The 17,110-nt window shown below is 62.7% G+C and carries 16 protein-coding genes and 2 pseudogenes; 5 read left to right on the top strand and 13 right to left on the bottom strand.

Annotated elements, in window-relative coordinates; all coding sequences use genetic code 11:
- The 5 genes from AC1RT2_RS12685 to AC1RT2_RS12665 all read right to left on the bottom strand — a co-directional run bounded on the left by AC1RT2_RS12685 (position 1) and on the right by AC1RT2_RS12665 (position 5,320).
- The gene (locus tag AC1RT2_RS12685) at positions 1-975 is read right to left on the bottom strand and encodes an ABC transporter permease (RefSeq protein WP_493102294.1); all 975 of its coding nucleotides are present in this window, start codon (positions 973-975) and stop codon (positions 1-3) included.
- 28 nt (positions 976-1,003) lie between these two features.
- On the bottom strand, positions 1,004-2,557 hold the full coding sequence (locus AC1RT2_RS12680; protein ID WP_493102292.1) for a sugar ABC transporter ATP-binding protein: 1,554 nt from the start codon (positions 2,555-2,557) through the stop codon (positions 1,004-1,006).
- A gap of 73 nt (positions 2,558-2,630) precedes the next feature.
- Positions 2,631-3,617, bottom strand: a complete 987-nt coding sequence (locus AC1RT2_RS12675; protein ID WP_493102290.1) for an ABC transporter substrate-binding protein — start codon at positions 3,615-3,617, stop codon at positions 2,631-2,633.
- A 210-nt stretch (positions 3,618-3,827) separates the two neighbouring features.
- Positions 3,828-4,274, bottom strand: a complete 447-nt coding sequence (locus tag AC1RT2_RS12670) for an RbsD/FucU family protein (RefSeq protein WP_493102288.1) — start codon at positions 4,272-4,274, stop codon at positions 3,828-3,830.
- Between the two features lie 26 nt (positions 4,275-4,300).
- On the bottom strand, positions 4,301-5,320 hold the full coding sequence (locus tag AC1RT2_RS12665; RefSeq protein WP_493102286.1) for an aldo/keto reductase: 1,020 nt from the start codon (positions 5,318-5,320) through the stop codon (positions 4,301-4,303).
- A 193-nt stretch (positions 5,321-5,513) separates the two neighbouring features.
- Here AC1RT2_RS12665 and AC1RT2_RS12660 point away from each other — a divergent pair, with 193 nt between their 5' ends.
- The gene (locus tag AC1RT2_RS12660) at positions 5,514-6,392 is read left to right on the top strand and encodes a GntR family transcriptional regulator (protein WP_493102284.1); all 879 of its coding nucleotides are present in this window, start codon (positions 5,514-5,516) and stop codon (positions 6,390-6,392) included.
- Positions 6,393-6,402: 10 nt separating this feature from the next.
- Complete coding sequence (locus AC1RT2_RS12655; protein ID WP_493102282.1) at positions 6,403-7,494, top strand: mannitol dehydrogenase family protein; 1,092 nt, start codon at positions 6,403-6,405, stop codon at positions 7,492-7,494.
- Here AC1RT2_RS12655 and AC1RT2_RS12650 read toward each other — a convergent pair.
- Positions 7,488-8,288, bottom strand: a complete 801-nt coding sequence (locus tag AC1RT2_RS12650) for an aldolase/citrate lyase family protein (RefSeq protein WP_444800847.1) — start codon at positions 8,286-8,288, stop codon at positions 7,488-7,490. The two genes, AC1RT2_RS12655 and AC1RT2_RS12650, sit on opposite strands and share 7 nt — an antisense overlap.
- 64 nt (positions 8,289-8,352) lie before the next feature.
- Entirely contained in the window at positions 8,353-9,804 is a 1,452-nt protein-coding gene (gabD, locus tag AC1RT2_RS12645; protein ID WP_493102280.1) for an NADP-dependent succinate-semialdehyde dehydrogenase, read from the bottom strand.
- Positions 9,805-9,964: 160 nt separating this feature from the next.
- On the opposite strand from gabD, the gene AC1RT2_RS12640 reads away from it, so the two are divergent.
- Positions 9,965-10,558, top strand: coding sequence for a nitroreductase family protein (locus AC1RT2_RS12640; protein ID WP_493102278.1), 594 nt, complete (start codon positions 9,965-9,967; stop codon positions 10,556-10,558).
- Positions 10,559-10,600: 42 nt separating this feature from the next.
- Here AC1RT2_RS12640 and gyrB read toward each other — a convergent pair whose 3' ends face one another.
- The 6 genes and pseudogenes from gyrB to AC1RT2_RS12610 form a co-directional block, all read right to left on the bottom strand.
- Positions 10,601-13,033, bottom strand: a complete 2,433-nt coding sequence (gene gyrB / locus AC1RT2_RS12635; RefSeq protein WP_069060532.1) for a DNA topoisomerase (ATP-hydrolyzing) subunit B — start codon at positions 13,031-13,033, stop codon at positions 10,601-10,603.
- Positions 13,034-13,166: 133 nt separating this feature from the next.
- Positions 13,167-13,547 (bottom strand): helix-turn-helix domain-containing protein, encoded by a 381-nt coding sequence (locus AC1RT2_RS12630; RefSeq protein ID WP_069060533.1) that lies wholly within the window; start codon positions 13,545-13,547, stop codon positions 13,167-13,169.
- Positions 13,544-13,888, bottom strand: a pseudogene (locus AC1RT2_RS12625) (Smr/MutS family protein); the annotation flags it as partial. The gene AC1RT2_RS12630 and the pseudogene AC1RT2_RS12625, both read right to left, overlap by 4 nt.
- 119 nt (positions 13,889-14,007) lie before the next feature.
- Positions 14,008-14,110, bottom strand: a pseudogene (locus AC1RT2_RS12620) (Smr/MutS family protein); the annotation flags it as partial.
- Entirely contained in the window at positions 14,097-15,212 is a 1,116-nt protein-coding gene (gene mltA / locus AC1RT2_RS12615; protein WP_493102275.1) for a murein transglycosylase A, read from the bottom strand. The gene mltA and the pseudogene AC1RT2_RS12620, both read right to left, overlap by 14 nt.
- 13 nt (positions 15,213-15,225) lie before the next feature.
- A complete protein-coding gene (locus AC1RT2_RS12610) occupies positions 15,226-15,930 on the bottom strand; it encodes a Tim44/TimA family putative adaptor protein (protein WP_069060536.1) in 705 nt (234 codons plus the stop codon).
- Positions 15,931-16,084: 154 nt separating this feature from the next.
- Here AC1RT2_RS12610 and AC1RT2_RS12605 point away from each other — a divergent pair, with 154 nt between their 5' ends.
- Positions 16,085-16,543 (top strand): FxsA family protein, encoded by a 459-nt coding sequence (locus AC1RT2_RS12605; RefSeq protein WP_493102273.1) that lies wholly within the window; start codon positions 16,085-16,087, stop codon positions 16,541-16,543.
- Between the two features lie 74 nt (positions 16,544-16,617).
- The gene (gene secB / locus AC1RT2_RS12600; protein ID WP_069060538.1) at positions 16,618-17,094 is read left to right on the top strand and encodes a protein-export chaperone SecB; all 477 of its coding nucleotides are present in this window, start codon (positions 16,618-16,620) and stop codon (positions 17,092-17,094) included.
- Positions 17,095-17,110 lie beyond the last annotated feature (16 nt).

The following is a 17,110-nucleotide window of genomic DNA, read 5'->3' as shown; positions in this document are numbered from 1 at the left end:
TCAGCGGCTTCCGCGGCGGCGCAGCTGGTCGAAATAGACGATGACGATGATCAGCAGGCCGGTGATGATGCGCTGCCAGAACGAATTGACGTTCAGGAGGTTCGCGCCGTTGTTGATGGTCGCCAGGATGAAGGCGCCGAGCAGCGGGCCGTGCACCGAGCCCACCGCGCCGAACAGGCTGGTGCCGCCGATGACCGACGAGGCGATCGCCTGAAGCTCCCAGCCTTCCGCCTGCGTGGCATTGCCGATGCCGATGCGCGAGGCGAGCAGCAGGCCGACGAAGGCGGCGCAGGTGGCCGAGAGAATATAGGCGAGGTAGATTGTGCGGTTGACATTGACGCCGGACAGCCGCGCTGCCTCACTGTTCGAGCCGACGGCGAAGAGATAGCGGCCGAAGCGCGAGAGATGCAGGAAGACGAAGGCCGGGATCGCAACGAGGATGACCATCCAGAACAGGCTCGGCACGCCGAGGAAATCGGTGCGGGAGAAGTTCGTGAAGCCTTCATGGTTGATCGAGATCGTCGAGCCGTTGGTGATCAAGAGGCCGATGCCGCGCAGCGAGGTGAGCGTGGCGAGCGTGATGATGAAGGGTGGCAGGCCCATGCGCACGATGCCGAACCCATGGAAGGCGCCGATCGCAACCCCCATCAGCAGCGTCAGGATGATCGACGCCCAGAGCGGCACGCCGGCCTGAAGCAGCCAGGCGACGATGACGCTGGTGAAGCCGACGATCGCGCCGACGGACAGGTCGATGCCGGCGGTGATGATGACGAAGGTCTGGCCGACCGCGAGGATCGCCGTCATCGCGCCCTGGCGCAAAAGGTTGCTGATATTGCCCGGCGTCCAGAAGGCATTGGTCGACAGGCCGAGCAGCAGCCAGAGGAACAGCAGAAGCCCGAGCAGCGTCAGGCCAAGCAGGATGTTGGTGCCCCTCTTCGGCGCCGGTGCGCTTTCCGTCGTCGTGTCCACGCTCATGTTTCTTCTCCTTGTTTTCGCGCGGCGCTCAGATGCCGATGGCCTGGGTCAGGACGTCCTCGTGCGAGGCCACCCGATGGTCGTGGCTGGCGACGAGCCGGCCGCCACGGAAGACATGCAGCCGGTCGGAAAGCTCGTAGACTTCCGGCAGGTAGGACGAAATGAGGATGATGCCGGCGCCCTTTTTCAACAGTTCGCCGAACAGGCGGTAAATTTCCGCCTTGGTGCCGACATCGACGCCGACCGTCGGCTCGTCGAAGATGAAAAGCCGGGCGCCATGGCTCAGCCATTTGCCGATGACGATCTTCTGCTGGTTGCCGCCGGACATGGCCGACGCCAGCACGCGGCGCGACGGGGTCTTGATGCGAAGATCGCGGATCTGCCGGTCGGCATTCGCCGCCTCGTCACCCTTGCGGATCACCAGTCCAGAACTCAGCCGCTTCAAGACCGGCAGGTTGATGTTGAGGCCGATGGGCAGGTTGAGGCAGAGGCCCTGATCGCGACGGCTCTCCGGCGCCAGCGCGATGCCGAGTTCCATCGCGGTGCGTTCGTTGCGGATATCGACCTTCCTGCCGTCCCAGAAGATTTCACCGGAAGAAAGCGGCTGGCGGCCATAGAGGCCGAGCGCGAACTCGCTGCGGCCGGCACCGATCAGGCCGTAAAGGCCGACGATCTCACCCGCGCGCACCGTTAGCGAGACATCCTCGAAACCCGGGCCGGACAGGCCCTTCGTCTCGACGATGACATTGCCGATCGGCACCTTTTCCTTGTGGTAGATCTGCTCGATCGTGCGGTTGATCATCAGCGCGATCAGCTCGTTCTCGTTGGTCTCGCCGATCAGGCGCGTGCCGACATGGGTGCCGTCGCGCAGAACCGAGACACGGTCGGCAAGCTCGAACACTTCCTCCATGCGATGGCTGATATAGACGATGGTGACGCCCTGATCGCGTAGCCGGCGAATGAGCCGGAAGAGCTGGGCCGATTCCTGGCGCGTCAGATAGGCGGTCGGCTCGTCGAAGATCAGGAAACGGATGCCGCGCATGGCGGCCTTGGCGGTCGCCACCAGCTGCTGCTGGCCGATGGTGAGATTCTGGAGGGGTGCGGCGGCCGGCAGCTGGAAACCGAGATCATCGAGCACCGCCTGCGCCGCGCGCTCCATGGCACCCTTGCGCATCAGCCCGTAGCGATCCATCTCGTCGCCAAGGAACATATTGGCCGCCACAGAAAGGTGCGGGCAGAGCACCACTTCCTGATGCACGGCATTGATGCCGCGGGAGATGGCCTCGGTTGGGGTCGCGAGTTGCACGGGCTTGCCGCACCAGAACACCTCGCCGGCCGTGCGGCGGATGACCCCGGTCAGGAGCTTGATCAGCGTCGATTTGCCGGCGCCGTTTTCGCCGACGATGGCGTGGATTTCGCCAGCGAGAAAAGTCACCGTTGCCGGTTTCAGCGCCTCGACCAGGCCGTACTTCTTCTGAAGCCCGCGCAGTTCGACGATCGGCGCGCCACGCGGCACCGTTTCGGATTCAGCGAGCTTCGCCTCGTCTTCATGCCGATGGCTGAGCTCTTCAAGGCTGCTCATCGCTGTCTCCTCCCGACTGCGTGGAAAGCGTCCCGCCCGGATCATGCGACCCGGGCGGGAGATGGTCAAACGGTCAGATCTTCGGGTTCAGCAGCGCGTCGATCTTCGGATCAGCCATGTTCTCCTTGGTCACGAGATTGGCACCGGTATCGACGAAGGTTTCCACCTTTTCGCCCTTGGAGACGGCGAGCGCCGTCTTCACGCCGTCATAGCCCATGCGATAGGGATCCTGCACGACGAGGCCGGCAAGCACGCCTTCCTTGAGGAAGCCGACGGTCTTTTCGTCGCTATCGAAGCCGATGACCTTGATCTTGTCGCCGAGCTTGTTTTCGGCGATCGCCTGGCCGACGCCCTGCGCCATGATGAGGTTGGAGGCGAAGACGCCGACGAGGTTGGGGTTGGCGGTGATGAGGTCGGTCATCATGTTGAGGCCGGTGGTGGCCTGGCCGTCCGCATATTTATCGGCAACGACCTTCAGGCCCGGATATTTCGTCTTGACCTGATCGAGGAAACCCTCGCGGCGCTGGTCGAGCGAGCCGACGCCCGGCAGGCTGGTGATGATGGCGATTTCGCCCTCTTCCTTGCCGGATACTGCCTTGATCGCGGCAGCAAGACCATCAGCCGCGATGCGGCCGCCCTGCACGTTGTCGGTGGTCAGGAACGAGGTGAAGGCCTTGGAATCCGCGCCCGAGTCGATGCCGATGATCGGAACGGACTTGGCCGCTTCATCGACCGGCTTGCCGAGCGCCTTGAATTCCGTCGGCGAAATGACGACGGCGGCCGGGCCGCCCGCGACGGCGTTTTCAAGAATGGTGATCTGGCCGTTGATGTCGGATTCCGACTGCGCGCCGAGTTCCGGCACGTTGACGCCGAGATCCTTGCCGGCAGCGCGGGCGCCAGCCAGCACGATCTGCCAGTAGAAGGACGTGGTGTCCTTGACGATGATCGGGATGGTGACGTCCTGCGCGAAGGACGCGGCAGGGGCCATGGTGGCGAGGACTGCGGCACTCGCCAGCGCCGTGAAGGCGCGGCGAGACAGAAGCGATCTTACAATGCTCATCAGATTTCTCCTCTCAGATGCTTCCTGTTCCTCTTTGGATCGGGCCGCAGGAAGCGAACAACTCGACCTTTTATCGATAAAAAACATTTATGGATCAAACTATACCCGCCTGCCATCCTTGGCAAGCAAGCAATTCTCACTATAAAGGCTGCATTTCCAAGCGTTCCAGTCCATTGCCCTCCGTCCTCCCAAACGGTGGCTGCCAGGTGATTAGACCCGGTAGACCTCATGCGGGTGCACGACACCCTTCTTCAGAATGATGTTGCCATAAAGCCGGAATTCCGTCGTCGCGACAATATAGGCCGCCTTCTTCGCCATCTCATAGAAGGCAAAACGCTCGACCGCATGGACGGTGAAATCGCCGGCCAGTTCGCGCACCACATCCTGAAACGTCGCGCAGATCTCGGGAACCGCCGTCGGATCGCCAACAACCTCCATGCGCCAGGCAGCCTGCGGCACGAACGTATCGAGCGGCATATGCGCCAGCACCGCTTCGGTGATCGACACCGCATCGACGCCGTCCGCCCGGATCACCTTGGGGCCTAGAAAACTCGACGGGAAATTCGCGTCGGCGATGACGATATCGTCGCCATGGCCCATGGTCCTGATCGCGTGCAGCAGGTCCGGCCCGAGCAGCGGATGAATGCCTTTCAACATGGTTTTGCGATCCTCCCAGATCGACATTACTGCCGGACGGCGTCTTCTCCCAGTTCGGGCGCCACCAGCGTGTACGGCTCGAAAGCCGGGTAAATATCCTGCGGCACGTCCATGCGCGCGAGCGCCATGTTGCGGTGCAGACTTTCAGGCTTCGCCGTGCCGAGCAGGACAGACGCCACGGCCGGGTGCTGCAACGGGAAATGCAGGGCGGACGCGGCAAGCGGCAGACCCTTACCCTCTGCAATCCCCACCATCGCGCCGACCTTGGCCAGGATATCCGGCGTCGCCGGCATATAGTCGAAATGCGCGCCCGCGACCGGGCCGGTCGCAAGGATGCCGGAATTGAAGACGCCGCCGACCACCAGCGACGTGCCCTTTTCCACGCAGAGCGGCAGAAGCGCGTCCACCGCAGAACGATCGAGCAACGTGTAGCGGCCGGCGAGCAGGATGGCGTCGAGATCGGCATGGCGCATGACATCGAGGCAGACGGGAACTTCGTTCACACCAAGCCCGAACGCGCTGATGACGCCGGTGGATTTCAATTCGGCAAGCGCCTTGAGACCGGAGTCGAGCAACTGCCTGATATAGACGGCGTTGCGCTCGGCACCATGTGTGTAGACGCCGATATCGTGCACATAGAGAATATCGATACGATTGAGCCCCAGCCGCGCGTAGCTCAATTCGACGGACCGCATGATGCCGTCATAGCTGTAATCGTAGAGCACATCGAAGGGCAACGGATCGACAAAACCATAGTTCGGCACCCTGTCGTCCGGCACCGGCACCATGACACGGCCGACCTTTGTGGACAGCACATAGCTACCCGTCGGCTTCTCGCGCAGAAAGTCGCCGGTGTAACGCTCGGCGAGCCCAAAGCCGTACCAGGGCGCGGTATCGAAATAACGAAGCCCCTCGTCCCAGGCGGCATCCAGGGTGGCCATCGCGGTGTCGCGCGGGCAGGCGCGGTACAGCCCGCCAAGCGATGCCGTGCCGAAACTGAATTCGGTGACGGCAAGATCCGTCCTCCCGATGGTCCTCGTCTTCATGCGACCTCCCCGCCGATGTCCTCTCATCGGCGTTTTGTCTTTTATCGACAATAGACAGATCGTCGTCAATGGGTAATATGCAGGAAGGAGGAAGCGGGAGGATGACAGCGGACGGCGCCTTGCGCGCCGGGCGTCTGGCCATTTGCCCGGTCAGCCATTAAGGGACGCGACACCTCGAGAACCGGCGGCACCCATGGCCAAACAGAACAATGTCTTCAAGGACGCTTTCAATCGCTGCGTCAAGCTTCTGGAGCAGACGGCGAGCCTGCCGTCCGAGCCGGAACTCGGCGCCACGCTCGGCGTCAGCCGCACGACCGTGCGGGCGATCCTGACCCGGCTGGAAGACGTCGGCCTGCTGACCTGGGAAAAGCGGCGCAAGATCGTGCTGAGAAAACCCGTCGCCGCCGATTATTTTCCCACCGAGGAGACGGATTCGCTTTCCGAAATCATCGAGCGCAGTTTCATGCGCCGGATTCTCGCCGGCGGCGCCGAACCCGGCATGCAGATCAACGAGCTGGAGCTGGCCCGCGAGATCGGCATCGGCACGACGAGCGTGCGCGAATTCCTCATCCGCTTCAGCCGTTTCGGGCTCATCGAAAAGCGGCCAAACAGCCATTGGGTGCTGAAGGGGTTTACCCGCGAATTCGCGTTGGAGCTGACGGAAGTGCGCGAAATGTTCGAACTGCGTTCGGCCGCCGCCTTCGCCCGCCTGCCGGAGGATCATCCGGCCTGGCAGGAACTCGACGCGATCGAGGCCGTGCATCACGCGATCCTCGCCGATATCGACAATCGTTACCTGGATTTCTCCGAACTCGACGAGCGTTTTCACCTCCTGGTGCACCGCGCCTCGAAGAACCGTTTCATCGTCGATTTCTACGATGTGATCGCCATCGTCTTCCACTACCACTACCAGTGGAACAAGACGAATGCGCGCCAGCGCAATGCCCGGGCACTTGAGGAACATCTCGCCTATATCGCCGCCCTGCGCTCGCGCGACGCGATCGAGATCGAGCTCGCCTGCCGGCAGCATCTCAAATCCGCGCGCGAAACACTGCTGCAATCCATCAACTGAGATGACCGCCATGCCGACGCCTATCGTACAATTCGGAACCAGCCGTTTCCTTCAGGCGCATGCGGATCTCTTCGTCAGCGAGGCCTTGGAAAAGGGCGAGGCGCTCGGCCCCATCACCGTCATCCAGACGACCGGTTCGCCCGAGCGCGCCGGACGCCTCGCCGCGCTGGCGGCACCGGGCGGCTATCCCGTCATCGTGCGCGGCCGACAGGACGGCCGTGACATCGAGCGCGAACTGCGGGTGACCAGCGTCACACGCGCGCTTTCGACGGCAAACAATTGGGATGAAGTCCGGCGGGTTTTTTGCGAGGAAGCCGATGTCGTGCTGTCGAACACCGGCGACACCGGCTACGACGTGGGCGGGAACGATCTTGCGAGACCGGTTCCGGCCTCGTTTCCCGGCAAGCTTCTGGCGCTGCTCCACTACCGTTTTCAGGCGAATTCGCGCAAGCTGACCGTATTGCCCTGCGAACTCGTATCCAGAAACGGCGACGTGCTGAAGCGCCTGATCCTCGACCTCCAGGCCGTCCGTTACCCGGAGTCTGAATTTCGCGAATGGCTGCAGACCGACGTGGTCTGGGCCAATACGCTGGTCGACCGGATCGTCTCCGAGCCGATCGAGCCAGCCGGCGCGGTGGCGGAACCCTATGCGCTGTGGGCAATCGAAAACCAGCCAGGCCTGACCGTGCCGTGCCGGCATCCCGCCATCCACATCGTCGACGACCTGACGCCCTTTGAAAAACTGAAACTGCACATCCTCAATCTCGGCCACACCGTGCTGGCCGATTTCTGGATGAAGGAAAACCGCCCGGCGGACGAGACCGTGCAGGCGATGCTGCGTGATGCCGATATCCGGCAACGGCTGCTTTCCCTCTACAGGGCCGAGATCATCCCCGGCTTCGCTGCGAAGGGTTTATGCAGGGAAGCGGAGGCCTATGTCGCCGCAACGGTGGAGCGTTTCGACAATCCGTTTCTCGATCACCGCATGCGCGATATCGCCAACCACCACGCGGAAAAGCTCCGCCGCCGCCTCGTCGACTTTCACGCCTGGACGCCTGATGTCCCGAAGCCGGTGCTGCTGGAAATCGCTGGCGTTCAATAACCGCCGCCGCGCTTGTCGGAGACATCTTCACCAAGGAAACGGCGGCGAAGGCCGTCAACCGCCGAAACGAGGCAGTTCACGTCGGTTCCGATGGCCATGAAGTCCGCACCGAGATCGCGGTAGACCTCGGCCTGCGGCAGCGAGACGGTCATGATGCCGCGTGCCTTGCCGTGCGCCTTGGTGCGCGCGAAGATATGGGTGATCGCCGCCAGGACCTCCGGGGCGCCCGGATTGCCAAGGTGGCCCATATCCGCCGCGAGATCCGATGGGCCGATGAAGATGCCATCCACACCCTCGACCGCCGCGATTTCGTCGACCGCCGCAAGGCCCGCCTTGTTTTCGACCTGCACGATCAGGCAGATCTGCTCATTGGCGGTCGTTATGTAATCCGGCGTGCGGTTGAAATCGCTCGCCCGGCCAAGACCGGCGCCAACGCCACGGATGCCATGCGGCGGATAGCGGACGGCGCGGACCAGGGCTTCCGCCTGCGCAGCCGATTCGACCATGGGAATGAGGAAGGTCTGGGCGCCCTGATCAAGCAGCTGCTTCAGAATCCAGGCCTCGCCCATCGGCGGGCGAACCATGGCATGGGTAGCCGAATGACGCAGCGCACCGACCTGCGCACTCATCAAGGGCATATCGTTCGGGCCATGTTCGCCATCGATCAACAACCAGTCGTAGCCGCTCGTCGAGAGGATTTCCACGGCATAGGCGCTGCCGAGGGCTGCCCAGAGCCCGAGCTGGAACCGACCGTCGCGAAGCGCGGCCTTGAAGGCGTTTTTGGGTGCTGACACGATTTTTCCTCTCAAAACAGAAACCGGCCGGGCGGTGCCGGCCGGACCTTGCTCTCGAAATGTCTCAGGCGATGCCGCCGAGGCAGACATATTTGATCTCGGTAAATTCCTCGATGCCGTAGCGCGAGCCCTCGCGGCCGAGACCGGAGAGTTTTACGCCGCCGAAGGGCGCTTCCGCCGTCGAGATCAGGCCGGTATTGACGCCGACCATGCCGTATTCCAGCGCCTCGGCGACGCGGAACACCCGCGACAGTTCCTTGGCATAGAAATAGGAGGCAAGGCCGAACTCCGTGTCGTTCGCCTGGGCGATGACGTCATCCTCGTCCTTGAAGCGGAAGAGCGGCGCGACGGGGCCGAAGGTTTCTTCCCGCGCAACCGCCATGTCCGGCGTCACGTCGGCAATGACAGTCGCCTCGTAGAAGGTGCCGCCGAGCGCGTGGCGCTTGCCGCCCTGCAAGACTCGGCCACCTTTCTTGACCGCATCCGAAACGTGCTCTTCGACCTTCTCCAGCGCTGACGTATCGATCAGCGGGCCAAGAATCACGCCCTCGTCGAAGCCATTGCCGGTCTTCAGCTTGCCGACGGCGGCTGCCAGCTTTTCGGAGAAGGCGTCATAGACCCCATCCTGCACATAAAGCCGGTTGGCGCAGACGCAGGTCTGGCCGTTGTTGCGGAATTTGGCGATCAGCGCGCCTTCGACCGCCGCATCGAGATCGGCGTCGTCGAAGACGATGAAAGGCGCGTTCCCGCCGAGCTCGAGGCCGAGCTTCTTGATGGTCGGGGCGCATTGCTTGTAGAGTTCGGCGCCGATTTCCGTCGAGCCGGTGAAGGTAAGCTTGCGCACGGTCGGGTTGGCGGTCATTTCCGCGCCGATTTCGCGGGCAGAGCCCGTGATGACGGAGAACAGGCCGGCGGGCAGGCCGGCGCGTTCGGCGAGGATGGCGATCGCGATCGCTGAGAATGGCGTCTGCGAGGCGGGTTTCAGCACCATGGCGCAACCGGCGGCAAAGGCGGGGCCGGCCTTGCGGGTGATCATGGCATTGGGGAAGTTCCACGGCGTGATGGCCGCGACGACGCCGATCGGCTGCTTCATCACGAGGAGGCGCTTGTCCTTCTGGTGACCGGGAATGATATCGCCGTAGAGGCGACGCGCTTCTTCGGCGAACCATTCGACGAAGCTTGCGCCATAGACGATTTCGCCGGTGGCTTCGGCGAGCGGCTTGCCCTGTTCCATGGTCAGGATGCGGCCAAGGTCGTCCTTGTTGTCGATCATCAGCTCGAACCACTTGCGCAGCACGCCCGAGCGCTCCTTGGCGGTGCGGGCGGCCCAGCCCTTCTGGGCTACTGCGGCCGCATCGATCGCTTCCTTGGTCTCCTTGGCGCCGAGCTTCGGAACATAGCCGACCAGCTCACCCGTCGCAGGGTTCTTCACGGCAATGCCGCTCGAATCCGCGTCGATCCAGCGTGTGCCGACAAGGGCTGCCTGGCGCAGCAGGCTCGGGTCTTTCAGGCTCATCGGATATCTCCCATTTCGCGATGCCGTTTCTCATGTGTCGCAAGGGTTATATTGCCTTCGCACCCCCTTCGACAATGCGACAGACATGCGATTTTACCGCTTGCGGCAGCCGGTGGCGGGGCTAAGGTCGGGGCGCAATTTCTGACATTCGAGGCTTGTTATGACCCATCCCACCGGCCGCATCGCGGACCACACGATTGCCCCCCTCTTCCTCGACCGCTGGTCGCCCCGCGCTTTCACCGGCGAAGCCATGCCGCAGGCGACGCTGCTCTCGCTCTTCGAGGCGGCACGCTGGGCGCCGTCGGCCGCCAACGGCCAGCCGTGGCGCTTCGTTTACGGCCATCGCGGCACGGAGGCCTTCGATACGATCTACAACACGCTGGACGAGGGTAACCGCCGCTGGGCGGACAAGGCCTCCGTGCTCGCCGTGATCATCTCGCAGACCCACCGGAAGAATGCCGACGGCGAGATGCGGCCCGCCTATACCCATGCCTTCGATACGGGCGCCGCCTGGGCCTATCTCGCCCTTGAGGCGACGCGCGCCGGCTACCACGCGCACGGCATGGGCGGCATCGACCGGGAAAAGGCCATGCAGGTTCTCGGCGTTCCGGAGGGGTTTCGCGTAGAGGCGGGACTGGCGATCGGCAAGATCGCGCCGAAGGAGACGCTGCCGGAGGATCTTATGAAACGCGAGGTGCCGAGCACGCGCAAGCCGGTGGCGGAGTTCATCTCCGAAGGGACATTCACCGCCTGACCCTCGAAATGAAAGAGCCGCCTTTCGGCGGCTCTTTTCGGATCAGATGTCGAGGTTAGCGACGCTGAGGGCGTTTTCCTGGATGAAGTCGCGACGCGGCTCCACCTCGTCGCCCATCAGGCGAGAAAACAGTCCATCGGCATCCGTCGCATCGGGAACCTTCACCTGCAGCAGCGAGCGGACGTTCGGATCGAGCGTCGTTTCCCAGAGCTGCTCGGCATTCATCTCGCCGAGACCCTTGTAGCGCTGCATCGAAAGGCCCTTGCGGCCGGCTGCGAAGACGGCATCCAGCAGGGCGCGCGGGCCGGTGATTTCAAGCTGACCGTCCTTGCGGCGCAGCACAGGCGGCGGCGCGTAGGTTTCCCGGAAGCGTACGGAAAGCTGGTCGATGTGGCGCGCATCGGACGAGCCGATCAGCGCCATGTCGACATGGGCGGATTCCTTGACGCCGCGCACCATGCGCTCGAGACGCAGGCCGCCATCGGTGGCGACAGACCCCGTCCAGCCGCGCTCCGTCTCTTCGGAGATCAGGTCGAGCCGGCGAGCCACCTCTTGCGCCTTGTCAGCATAGGCCTCGCGGTCGTGGCTGAGCTCGAGGTTCAGCGCGCCGGAAATGGCCGCCTGTTCGACGATCGAGCGGCTGTAACGCGAATGTAGGCCATCGAGCAGCGAGCGCAGACGCAGCGCATCCTGGATCAGTTCGCGGATATCCTGGCCGGCACGCACCTCGCCGGAAGCCAGCTCCAGCGTTGCATCGTCGAGGCCGGCATTGATCAGGTAGTCTTCCAGTGCCTTTTCGTCTTTCAGGTACTGGCTCGATTTGCCGCGCGCCACCTTATAGAGCGGCGGCTGGGCGATGTAGAGATGGCCGCGCTCGATCAGCTCCGGCATCTGCCGGAAGAAGAAGGTGAGCAGCAGGGTACGGATATGGGCGCCGTCGACGTCGGCGTCCGTCATGATGATGATCTTGTGGTAACGCAGCTTGTCGGCGTTGAACTCATCCTTGCCGATCGACGTGCCGAGTGCCGTGATGAGCGTGCCGATTTCCTGGCTGGAGAGCATCTTGTCGAAGCGCGCGCGCTCGACGTTCAAGATCTTGCCGCGCAGCGGCAGGATGGCCTGGTTCTCGCGCGAACGCCCCTGCTTGGCGGAGCCGCCAGCCGAATCACCCTCGACAAGGAAGACTTCAGACTTTGCCGGGTCCCGCTCCGAGCAGTCGGCGAGCTTGCCGGGCAGCGACGAGATGTCGAGCGCACCCTTGCGCCGTGTCAGTTCACGCGCCTTGCGCGCGGCCTCGCGAGCGGCAGCCGCCTCGACGACCTTGCCGACAAGGATTTTTGCGTCCGACGGATGTTCCTCGAACCAGGTGGACAGCGCCTCGTTCACGAGGTTTTCCACGGCAGGCCGAACTTCCGACGAAACCAGCTTGTCCTTGGTCTGCGAGGAGAATTTCGGATCGGGTACTTTCACCGAAAGCACCGCGGTCAGGCCCTCGCGGCAGTCTTCGCCCTGCAGCGTCACCTTTTCGCGCTTCATGATGCCGGATGTGTCGGCATAGGAAACGACCTGGCGGGTCAGCGCGCCGCGGAAACCCGCCATATGCGTGCCGCCGTCGCGCTGGGGAATGTTGTTGGTGAAGCAGAGCACGTTCTCGTGGTAGCTGTCGTTCCACCACATCGCGACCTCGACGGTGATGCCGTCCTTCTCGCCGCGGATGGCGATAGGCTTCGACACCAGCGGCTTCTTGGCGCGGTCGAGATATTGCACGAAGGCTTCAAGGCCGCCCTCGTACATCAATTCGTCCTGCTTGATATCCGAATGACGGCGATCGGTGAGCACGATGTGCACACCGGAATTCAGGAAGGCGAGTTCGCGCAGGCGATGTTCGAGCGTCGAATAGATGAATTCGATGTTCGAGAAGGTGTCGGGGGACGGCAGGAAGGTGACTTCCGTACCAGTCTCGGCACCGCATTCGCCGGTCACCACGAGCGACCCATCGGGCACGCCATGGGTGAAGCTCATTTCGTGGATCTTGCCGGCGCGGCGGATCTTCAGCTTCAGCTTGACGGAGAGCGCATTTACCACCGAAACGCCCACGCCGTGCAGACCGCCGGAAACCTTGTAGGAATTCTGGTCGAACTTACCGCCGGCATGCAGCTGGGTCATGATGACCTCGGCCGCCGAGACGCCCTCTTCCTTGTGGATGTCGGTCGGGATGCCGCGGCCGTTGTCGGTCACCGTTACGGACCCGTCCGCGTTGAGCGTGACGGTCACGATATCCGCATGGCCGGCCAGCGCCTCGTCGATCGCATTGTCGACGACCTCGTAGACCATGTGATGCAGACCCGAACCGTCATCGGTGTCGCCGATATACATGCCAGGGCGCTTGCGCACAGCATCGAGTCCCTTCAGGACCTTGATCGAATCTGCGCCATACTCGGCCGGGCCGTTTTCGGTCTCGGGTGTGTCAGTCATACAAACGTCTTTCCAGAAGTTTCGCGGAAGGCGGGAAGCGCGGCGAATCACCGCTTTCCAAGTCTTTGAATATAGGGATTTTGCCCTCAAGTTCCAAACCTGAGAGCGCGTAAACACGGCAGAATTCGGGGAATCAACCGGGTTTTACCCGAGAATTGCAAGCTTTTTCGAGAATACCGGCAAGACGGCGTACCGTCTCGGGCGGCAGGCTGCGGATTTCCGCCGAAAGCCGGTTGGCAAAGGCGGTATATTCCGGCGGCAGGCCGGCCGTATCGACCACGATGCGCGGGTCGGAAATCTGCGCAATGCGGAAAAGTTCTTCCGCTTCGTCCCAGATGACGTTGAAATAACCGGCCACCCGCTGGAGAAAATCGAAGCTCGGCATGCCGCGCTTGCCATGTTCCAGTGCCGAAAGATAGGCGGGGCTGACGCCGAGCGCCTGGGCCATTTCCTTCTGCGACACACCCTTGCGGTCGCGCAGATGGCGAACCGCCTTGCCGAACGGCGTCGTCATGGCTTTTCCCCCGGCTGGCGGGCGAGCCGCACATAAAGCGCACCCTCCCCGCCGTGATTGCGCGCTGCCGCCTCGTAGGACGAGATCAGCGGCCGGAATTCCGGCAGCGAAAACCACAGCGGCACCGCCCGCTTCAGCGCACCGTCACTGCCAAGCGAGGTGCCCTTGCCGGTGATGACCAGCACATGCCGCAGGCCACGCGCATGCGCCTTGATGAGGAAGCCGAGCAGGAAACCGTGCGCCTCGCTCTGGATCATGCCGTGCAGGTCGATGCGCGCTTCCAGCGCCAGGCGCCCCTTGGCAATCTTGCGCTTGACGGGACGCTCCAGCGGGTGGTGGCGGGTTTCCTTGCCGCGAGCGGTCGTGAGGGCAATGCCTTCGGCGGCCGGCTTGTCGGCCTTCGCCTTTTTCGGCTCTGGTGCTTTCTGCTCCTCGACCTTTTCCGCGAAGACAGCTTCGAACTCCGTCAGGGCATCGAGCTTGCCCGGCATTGCACGCGTGCTGCGCGCCACCTTGCCCCAGAGAATGCGGTCCTCGCTCGAGAGCGTCTTATCCTTCGGCATCGAGGTATCGCCCCGCAGCCGCCTTGGGGATGAGGATATGGAAGGTCGCCGCATTGCGCACGTGCCCCGCCAGCGCACCCGCCGCATCCCCCGACCCAGTAAAAATATCGCCGCGCGCCGGGCCGACAATGGCCGTTCCCGTATCGAGCGCCAGCATCAGGCGCCGGAACGGTTTTCCCTCATCCATGTGGGTGAGGCCGTCGCTGGAGATGAAGAACGGCAGGCCGAAGGTGTGGATCATCCGGTCGACAGCCAGCGCGCGGCCAGCGACCAGCGGCACCTTGGCGGCGGCGATCGGCCCGAGCGAATCATCGGTTACCACCGCTTCCTTGAAGAAGATGAAGGAGCGGTTGTGCCAGAGCACGTCGTCCACCTCGGCCTCATGACGGCCAAGCCAGTCGCGGATCGAGGCCATGGAGACGGTGGCCGCATCGATCTCGCCGCGATCGATCAGGAGCTTGCCGATCGGCGAGAACGGGTGGCCGCTTTTGGCGACGTAGGTGATGCGCTTAACGGAACCGTCCGGATAGACAAGCCGTGCCGCGCCCTGCACATGGGCGAAGAACACATCCACCTTCGAGCGGGCATAGGCGATTTCCAGCCCGCGGCCTGCGAGATAGCCCCGTTCGATTGTGCCGCGATCCGGATGTTCGACGATCACGCCATCCTTCAATTGGCCGAATGCAAAACCCGGCGCGAAACCGGCCGGACGATTGTTGTCGTCGATATCGACCAGGTCCTCCGGCCGGGAATAGAAGGGATAGCGATATTCCGCATCGGGCTCCGCCCGCACCGCCACCTCGGGCTCGTAGAAGGCGGTGACGAAACCGGAAGAGCCATCCGCCTTGTCGATCAGGAACGGCACGCAGTGCGTCTCGAAAAACGCCCGTACCGCCGCGGCACCTTGCGGCTTCTCGTCAGCGGCAGCATCCAGCAAGGTCAAAAGCTCGCCGGCGGTGATGCCAAGCGAGCCTGTCTTGTAGGGCTTTATCATGCGGATGTGGGCGCGACAGCGATCCATCGCCGCCAGCAGCGGCGTTGGATCATCGTCGTCCCAGCCGGGAAGCGCGGAAAACCGGGCCGGTACCAGGCGGTAGTCCATGATTGGGCCTCGCTCAGCCTTCCGATTCGGTGGCGATCAGCTTCCAGTTCGGATCGCGCGAACGGATGTCGCGGGCAAAGGTCCACAGGTCGTTGACTTCCGCCACCGTCTCCGCGTCGCCTTCGACCAGCGCACCGGCCTTGTCATAGGTGGCGGAGATCAGCTGGCTGATGATGCGCAGCGTCACGTTCACTTCGCTGTCCTTGACCTCTGCACCGACGATATCGGCCTTCTCGATGCCGACGAAGCTGGAGCGAACAACCTCACCCTTGCTCTCGCGTTCGGAAATCGCAGCATCAAAGCCCTCGTAGACTTCGCGCGACAGAAGGTTGCTCAGCGTCTTGCGGTCTCCATCGGCAAAAGCCACGACGACCATTTCGTAGGCCATGCGCGCGCCGTTGACGAATTCCTTCGGGTTGAAGGACGGATCGACCTTGATGACGCTGCGCAAGGATTCGTTGAGCGGCGTGCCCGGTGCTGCGAAGCTATCGACGGAGGCATAAGGATTTTCCTCCTCATCGGTACCATCACGCTTCGGCAGCGTGACCACTTTGCCACGATCAGCCGAATCAGCCTCACCAACGCTCTCGCGTTTGGAATAGGGATCGAAGGGCGGGCGTTCGCTGCCGGTGCGACGGCCGAGCACGCTGCGCAATTGCAGGAAGATGACCACCGCAGCCACAAGGAAGAAAATCGTTACAAAGTCGAATGAGCCCATTATCGATCCGAAACCGGTTCCTGTTTTTCTTTTCTATCCCCATATAGTCCGCAAAGCCTGATCATTCAAATGGCGATGACGTGAATGCGACCAAGACGCGCGGAATAGGTGTCGGCAGTATCGATCTGAGCGAATCTATGCGACAGTTGCCGCCATGCTAAGACGTCTTGTTCCTCTCTTCATTCTTTTGCTGCCGCTGGCGGAAATCGCCTGTTTCATTGTTGTCGGGCGGCGCATCGGCCTGTTTCCGACACTGTCGCTCGTCGTGCTTTCGGCCGTTGCCGGCATTGTCCTGATGCGCGTCCAGGGTTTTGGCGTGCTCAACCGGTTGCGCCAGTCGGGCCAGGCCGGGCGCGCGCCTGGCAAGGAGCTGCTTGACGCGGCGATGATCCTCATTGCCGGCATCCTGCTGCTCATTCCGGGTTTCCTTACCGATATCCTCGGCCTTGCGCTTTTTCTTCCGCCGGTCCGCAGCTTTCTCTGGAACCGGCTGATGCGCAACGTGGTTGTGGTCGATATCGGCGGCGCGCGGCCGGACAATCGGCCAAGAACCGACCCGCAGCGCACCATCGATCTCGACGACGGCGACTTCCGTCGCGACGACCGGCCCTGAGGCCCCGAGGGTTGTAAGCCCGGGGCCGAAATGATAGATGGCCTGACTTTCTTAAGTCCCCGAGGATCGTTTCCATGACCGACGCAGTGTCCGACAATTCCGCCGCGAGCCCTTCGCTCAACATCCTGGCGCAGTATGTGAAGGATTTCTCCTTCGAAAACCCGGGCGCACCGCGGTCGCTGCAGGCCCGTGACAAGGCGCCGGCGATCAACATCAGCGTCAACGTCAACGCCAATCCGCTTTCGGAAACGGACTTCGACGTCATCCTGTCGCTGAATGCCGAAGCCAAGGACGGCGACAAGATGCTGTTCAACGCCGAGCTTGCCTATGGCGGCGTCTTCCGCGTCACGGGTTTCCCGCAGGAACACATGCTGCCGGTTCTCTTCATCGAGTGCCCGCGCCTGCTCTTCCCCTTCGCGCGCCAGATCATTTCCGACGCCACCCGCAACGGTGGCTTCCCGCCGCTGATGATCGACCCGATCGATTTTGCCCAGATGTTCAGCCAGCGCATGGCCGAAGAGCAGGTCAAGGCCAAGGTTCAGGCCAACTAAGCCGACCAGAGCTTTC

Source organism: Shinella sp. GW821-FHT11G07 (genome assembly GCF_058808115.1).
Note: the sequence above shows the minus strand (reverse complement) of the source record. Positions and strands in the feature narration are given on the sequence as shown.

Coding starts and splice junctions, on each gene's coding strand:
- AC1RT2_RS12655 (WP_493102282.1), top strand. CDS start 6,403: ATGCCGACGCCTATCGTACAATTCGGAACCAGCCGTTTCCTTCAGGCG.
- AC1RT2_RS12685 (WP_493102294.1), bottom strand. CDS start 975: ATGAGCGTGGACACGACGACGGAAAGCGCACCGGCGCCGAAGAGGGGC.
- AC1RT2_RS12675 (WP_493102290.1), bottom strand. CDS start 3,617: ATGAGCATTGTAAGATCGCTTCTGTCTCGCCGCGCCTTCACGGCGCTG.
- AC1RT2_RS12640 (WP_493102278.1), top strand. CDS start 9,965: ATGACCCATCCCACCGGCCGCATCGCGGACCACACGATTGCCCCCCTC.
- AC1RT2_RS12630 (WP_069060533.1), bottom strand. CDS start 13,547: ATGACGACGCCGTTCGGCAAGGCGGTTCGCCATCTGCGCGACCGCAAG.
- gabD (WP_493102280.1), bottom strand. CDS start 9,804: ATGAGCCTGAAAGACCCGAGCCTGCTGCGCCAGGCAGCCCTTGTCGGC.
- secB (WP_069060538.1), top strand. CDS start 16,618: ATGACCGACGCAGTGTCCGACAATTCCGCCGCGAGCCCTTCGCTCAAC.
- AC1RT2_RS12660 (WP_493102284.1), top strand. CDS start 5,514: ATGGCCAAACAGAACAATGTCTTCAAGGACGCTTTCAATCGCTGCGTC.
- AC1RT2_RS12605 (WP_493102273.1), top strand. CDS start 16,085: ATGCTAAGACGTCTTGTTCCTCTCTTCATTCTTTTGCTGCCGCTGGCG.
- AC1RT2_RS12680 (WP_493102292.1), bottom strand. CDS start 2,557: ATGAGCAGCCTTGAAGAGCTCAGCCATCGGCATGAAGACGAGGCGAAG.
- AC1RT2_RS12665 (WP_493102286.1), bottom strand. CDS start 5,320: ATGAAGACGAGGACCATCGGGAGGACGGATCTTGCCGTCACCGAATTC.
- AC1RT2_RS12670 (WP_493102288.1), bottom strand. CDS start 4,274: ATGTTGAAAGGCATTCATCCGCTGCTCGGGCCGGACCTGCTGCACGCG.
- mltA (WP_493102275.1), bottom strand. CDS start 15,212: ATGGACTACCGCCTGGTACCGGCCCGGTTTTCCGCGCTTCCCGGCTGG.
- AC1RT2_RS12610 (WP_069060536.1), bottom strand. CDS start 15,930: ATGGGCTCATTCGACTTTGTAACGATTTTCTTCCTTGTGGCTGCGGTG.
- gyrB (WP_069060532.1), bottom strand. CDS start 13,033: ATGACTGACACACCCGAGACCGAAAACGGCCCGGCCGAGTATGGCGCA.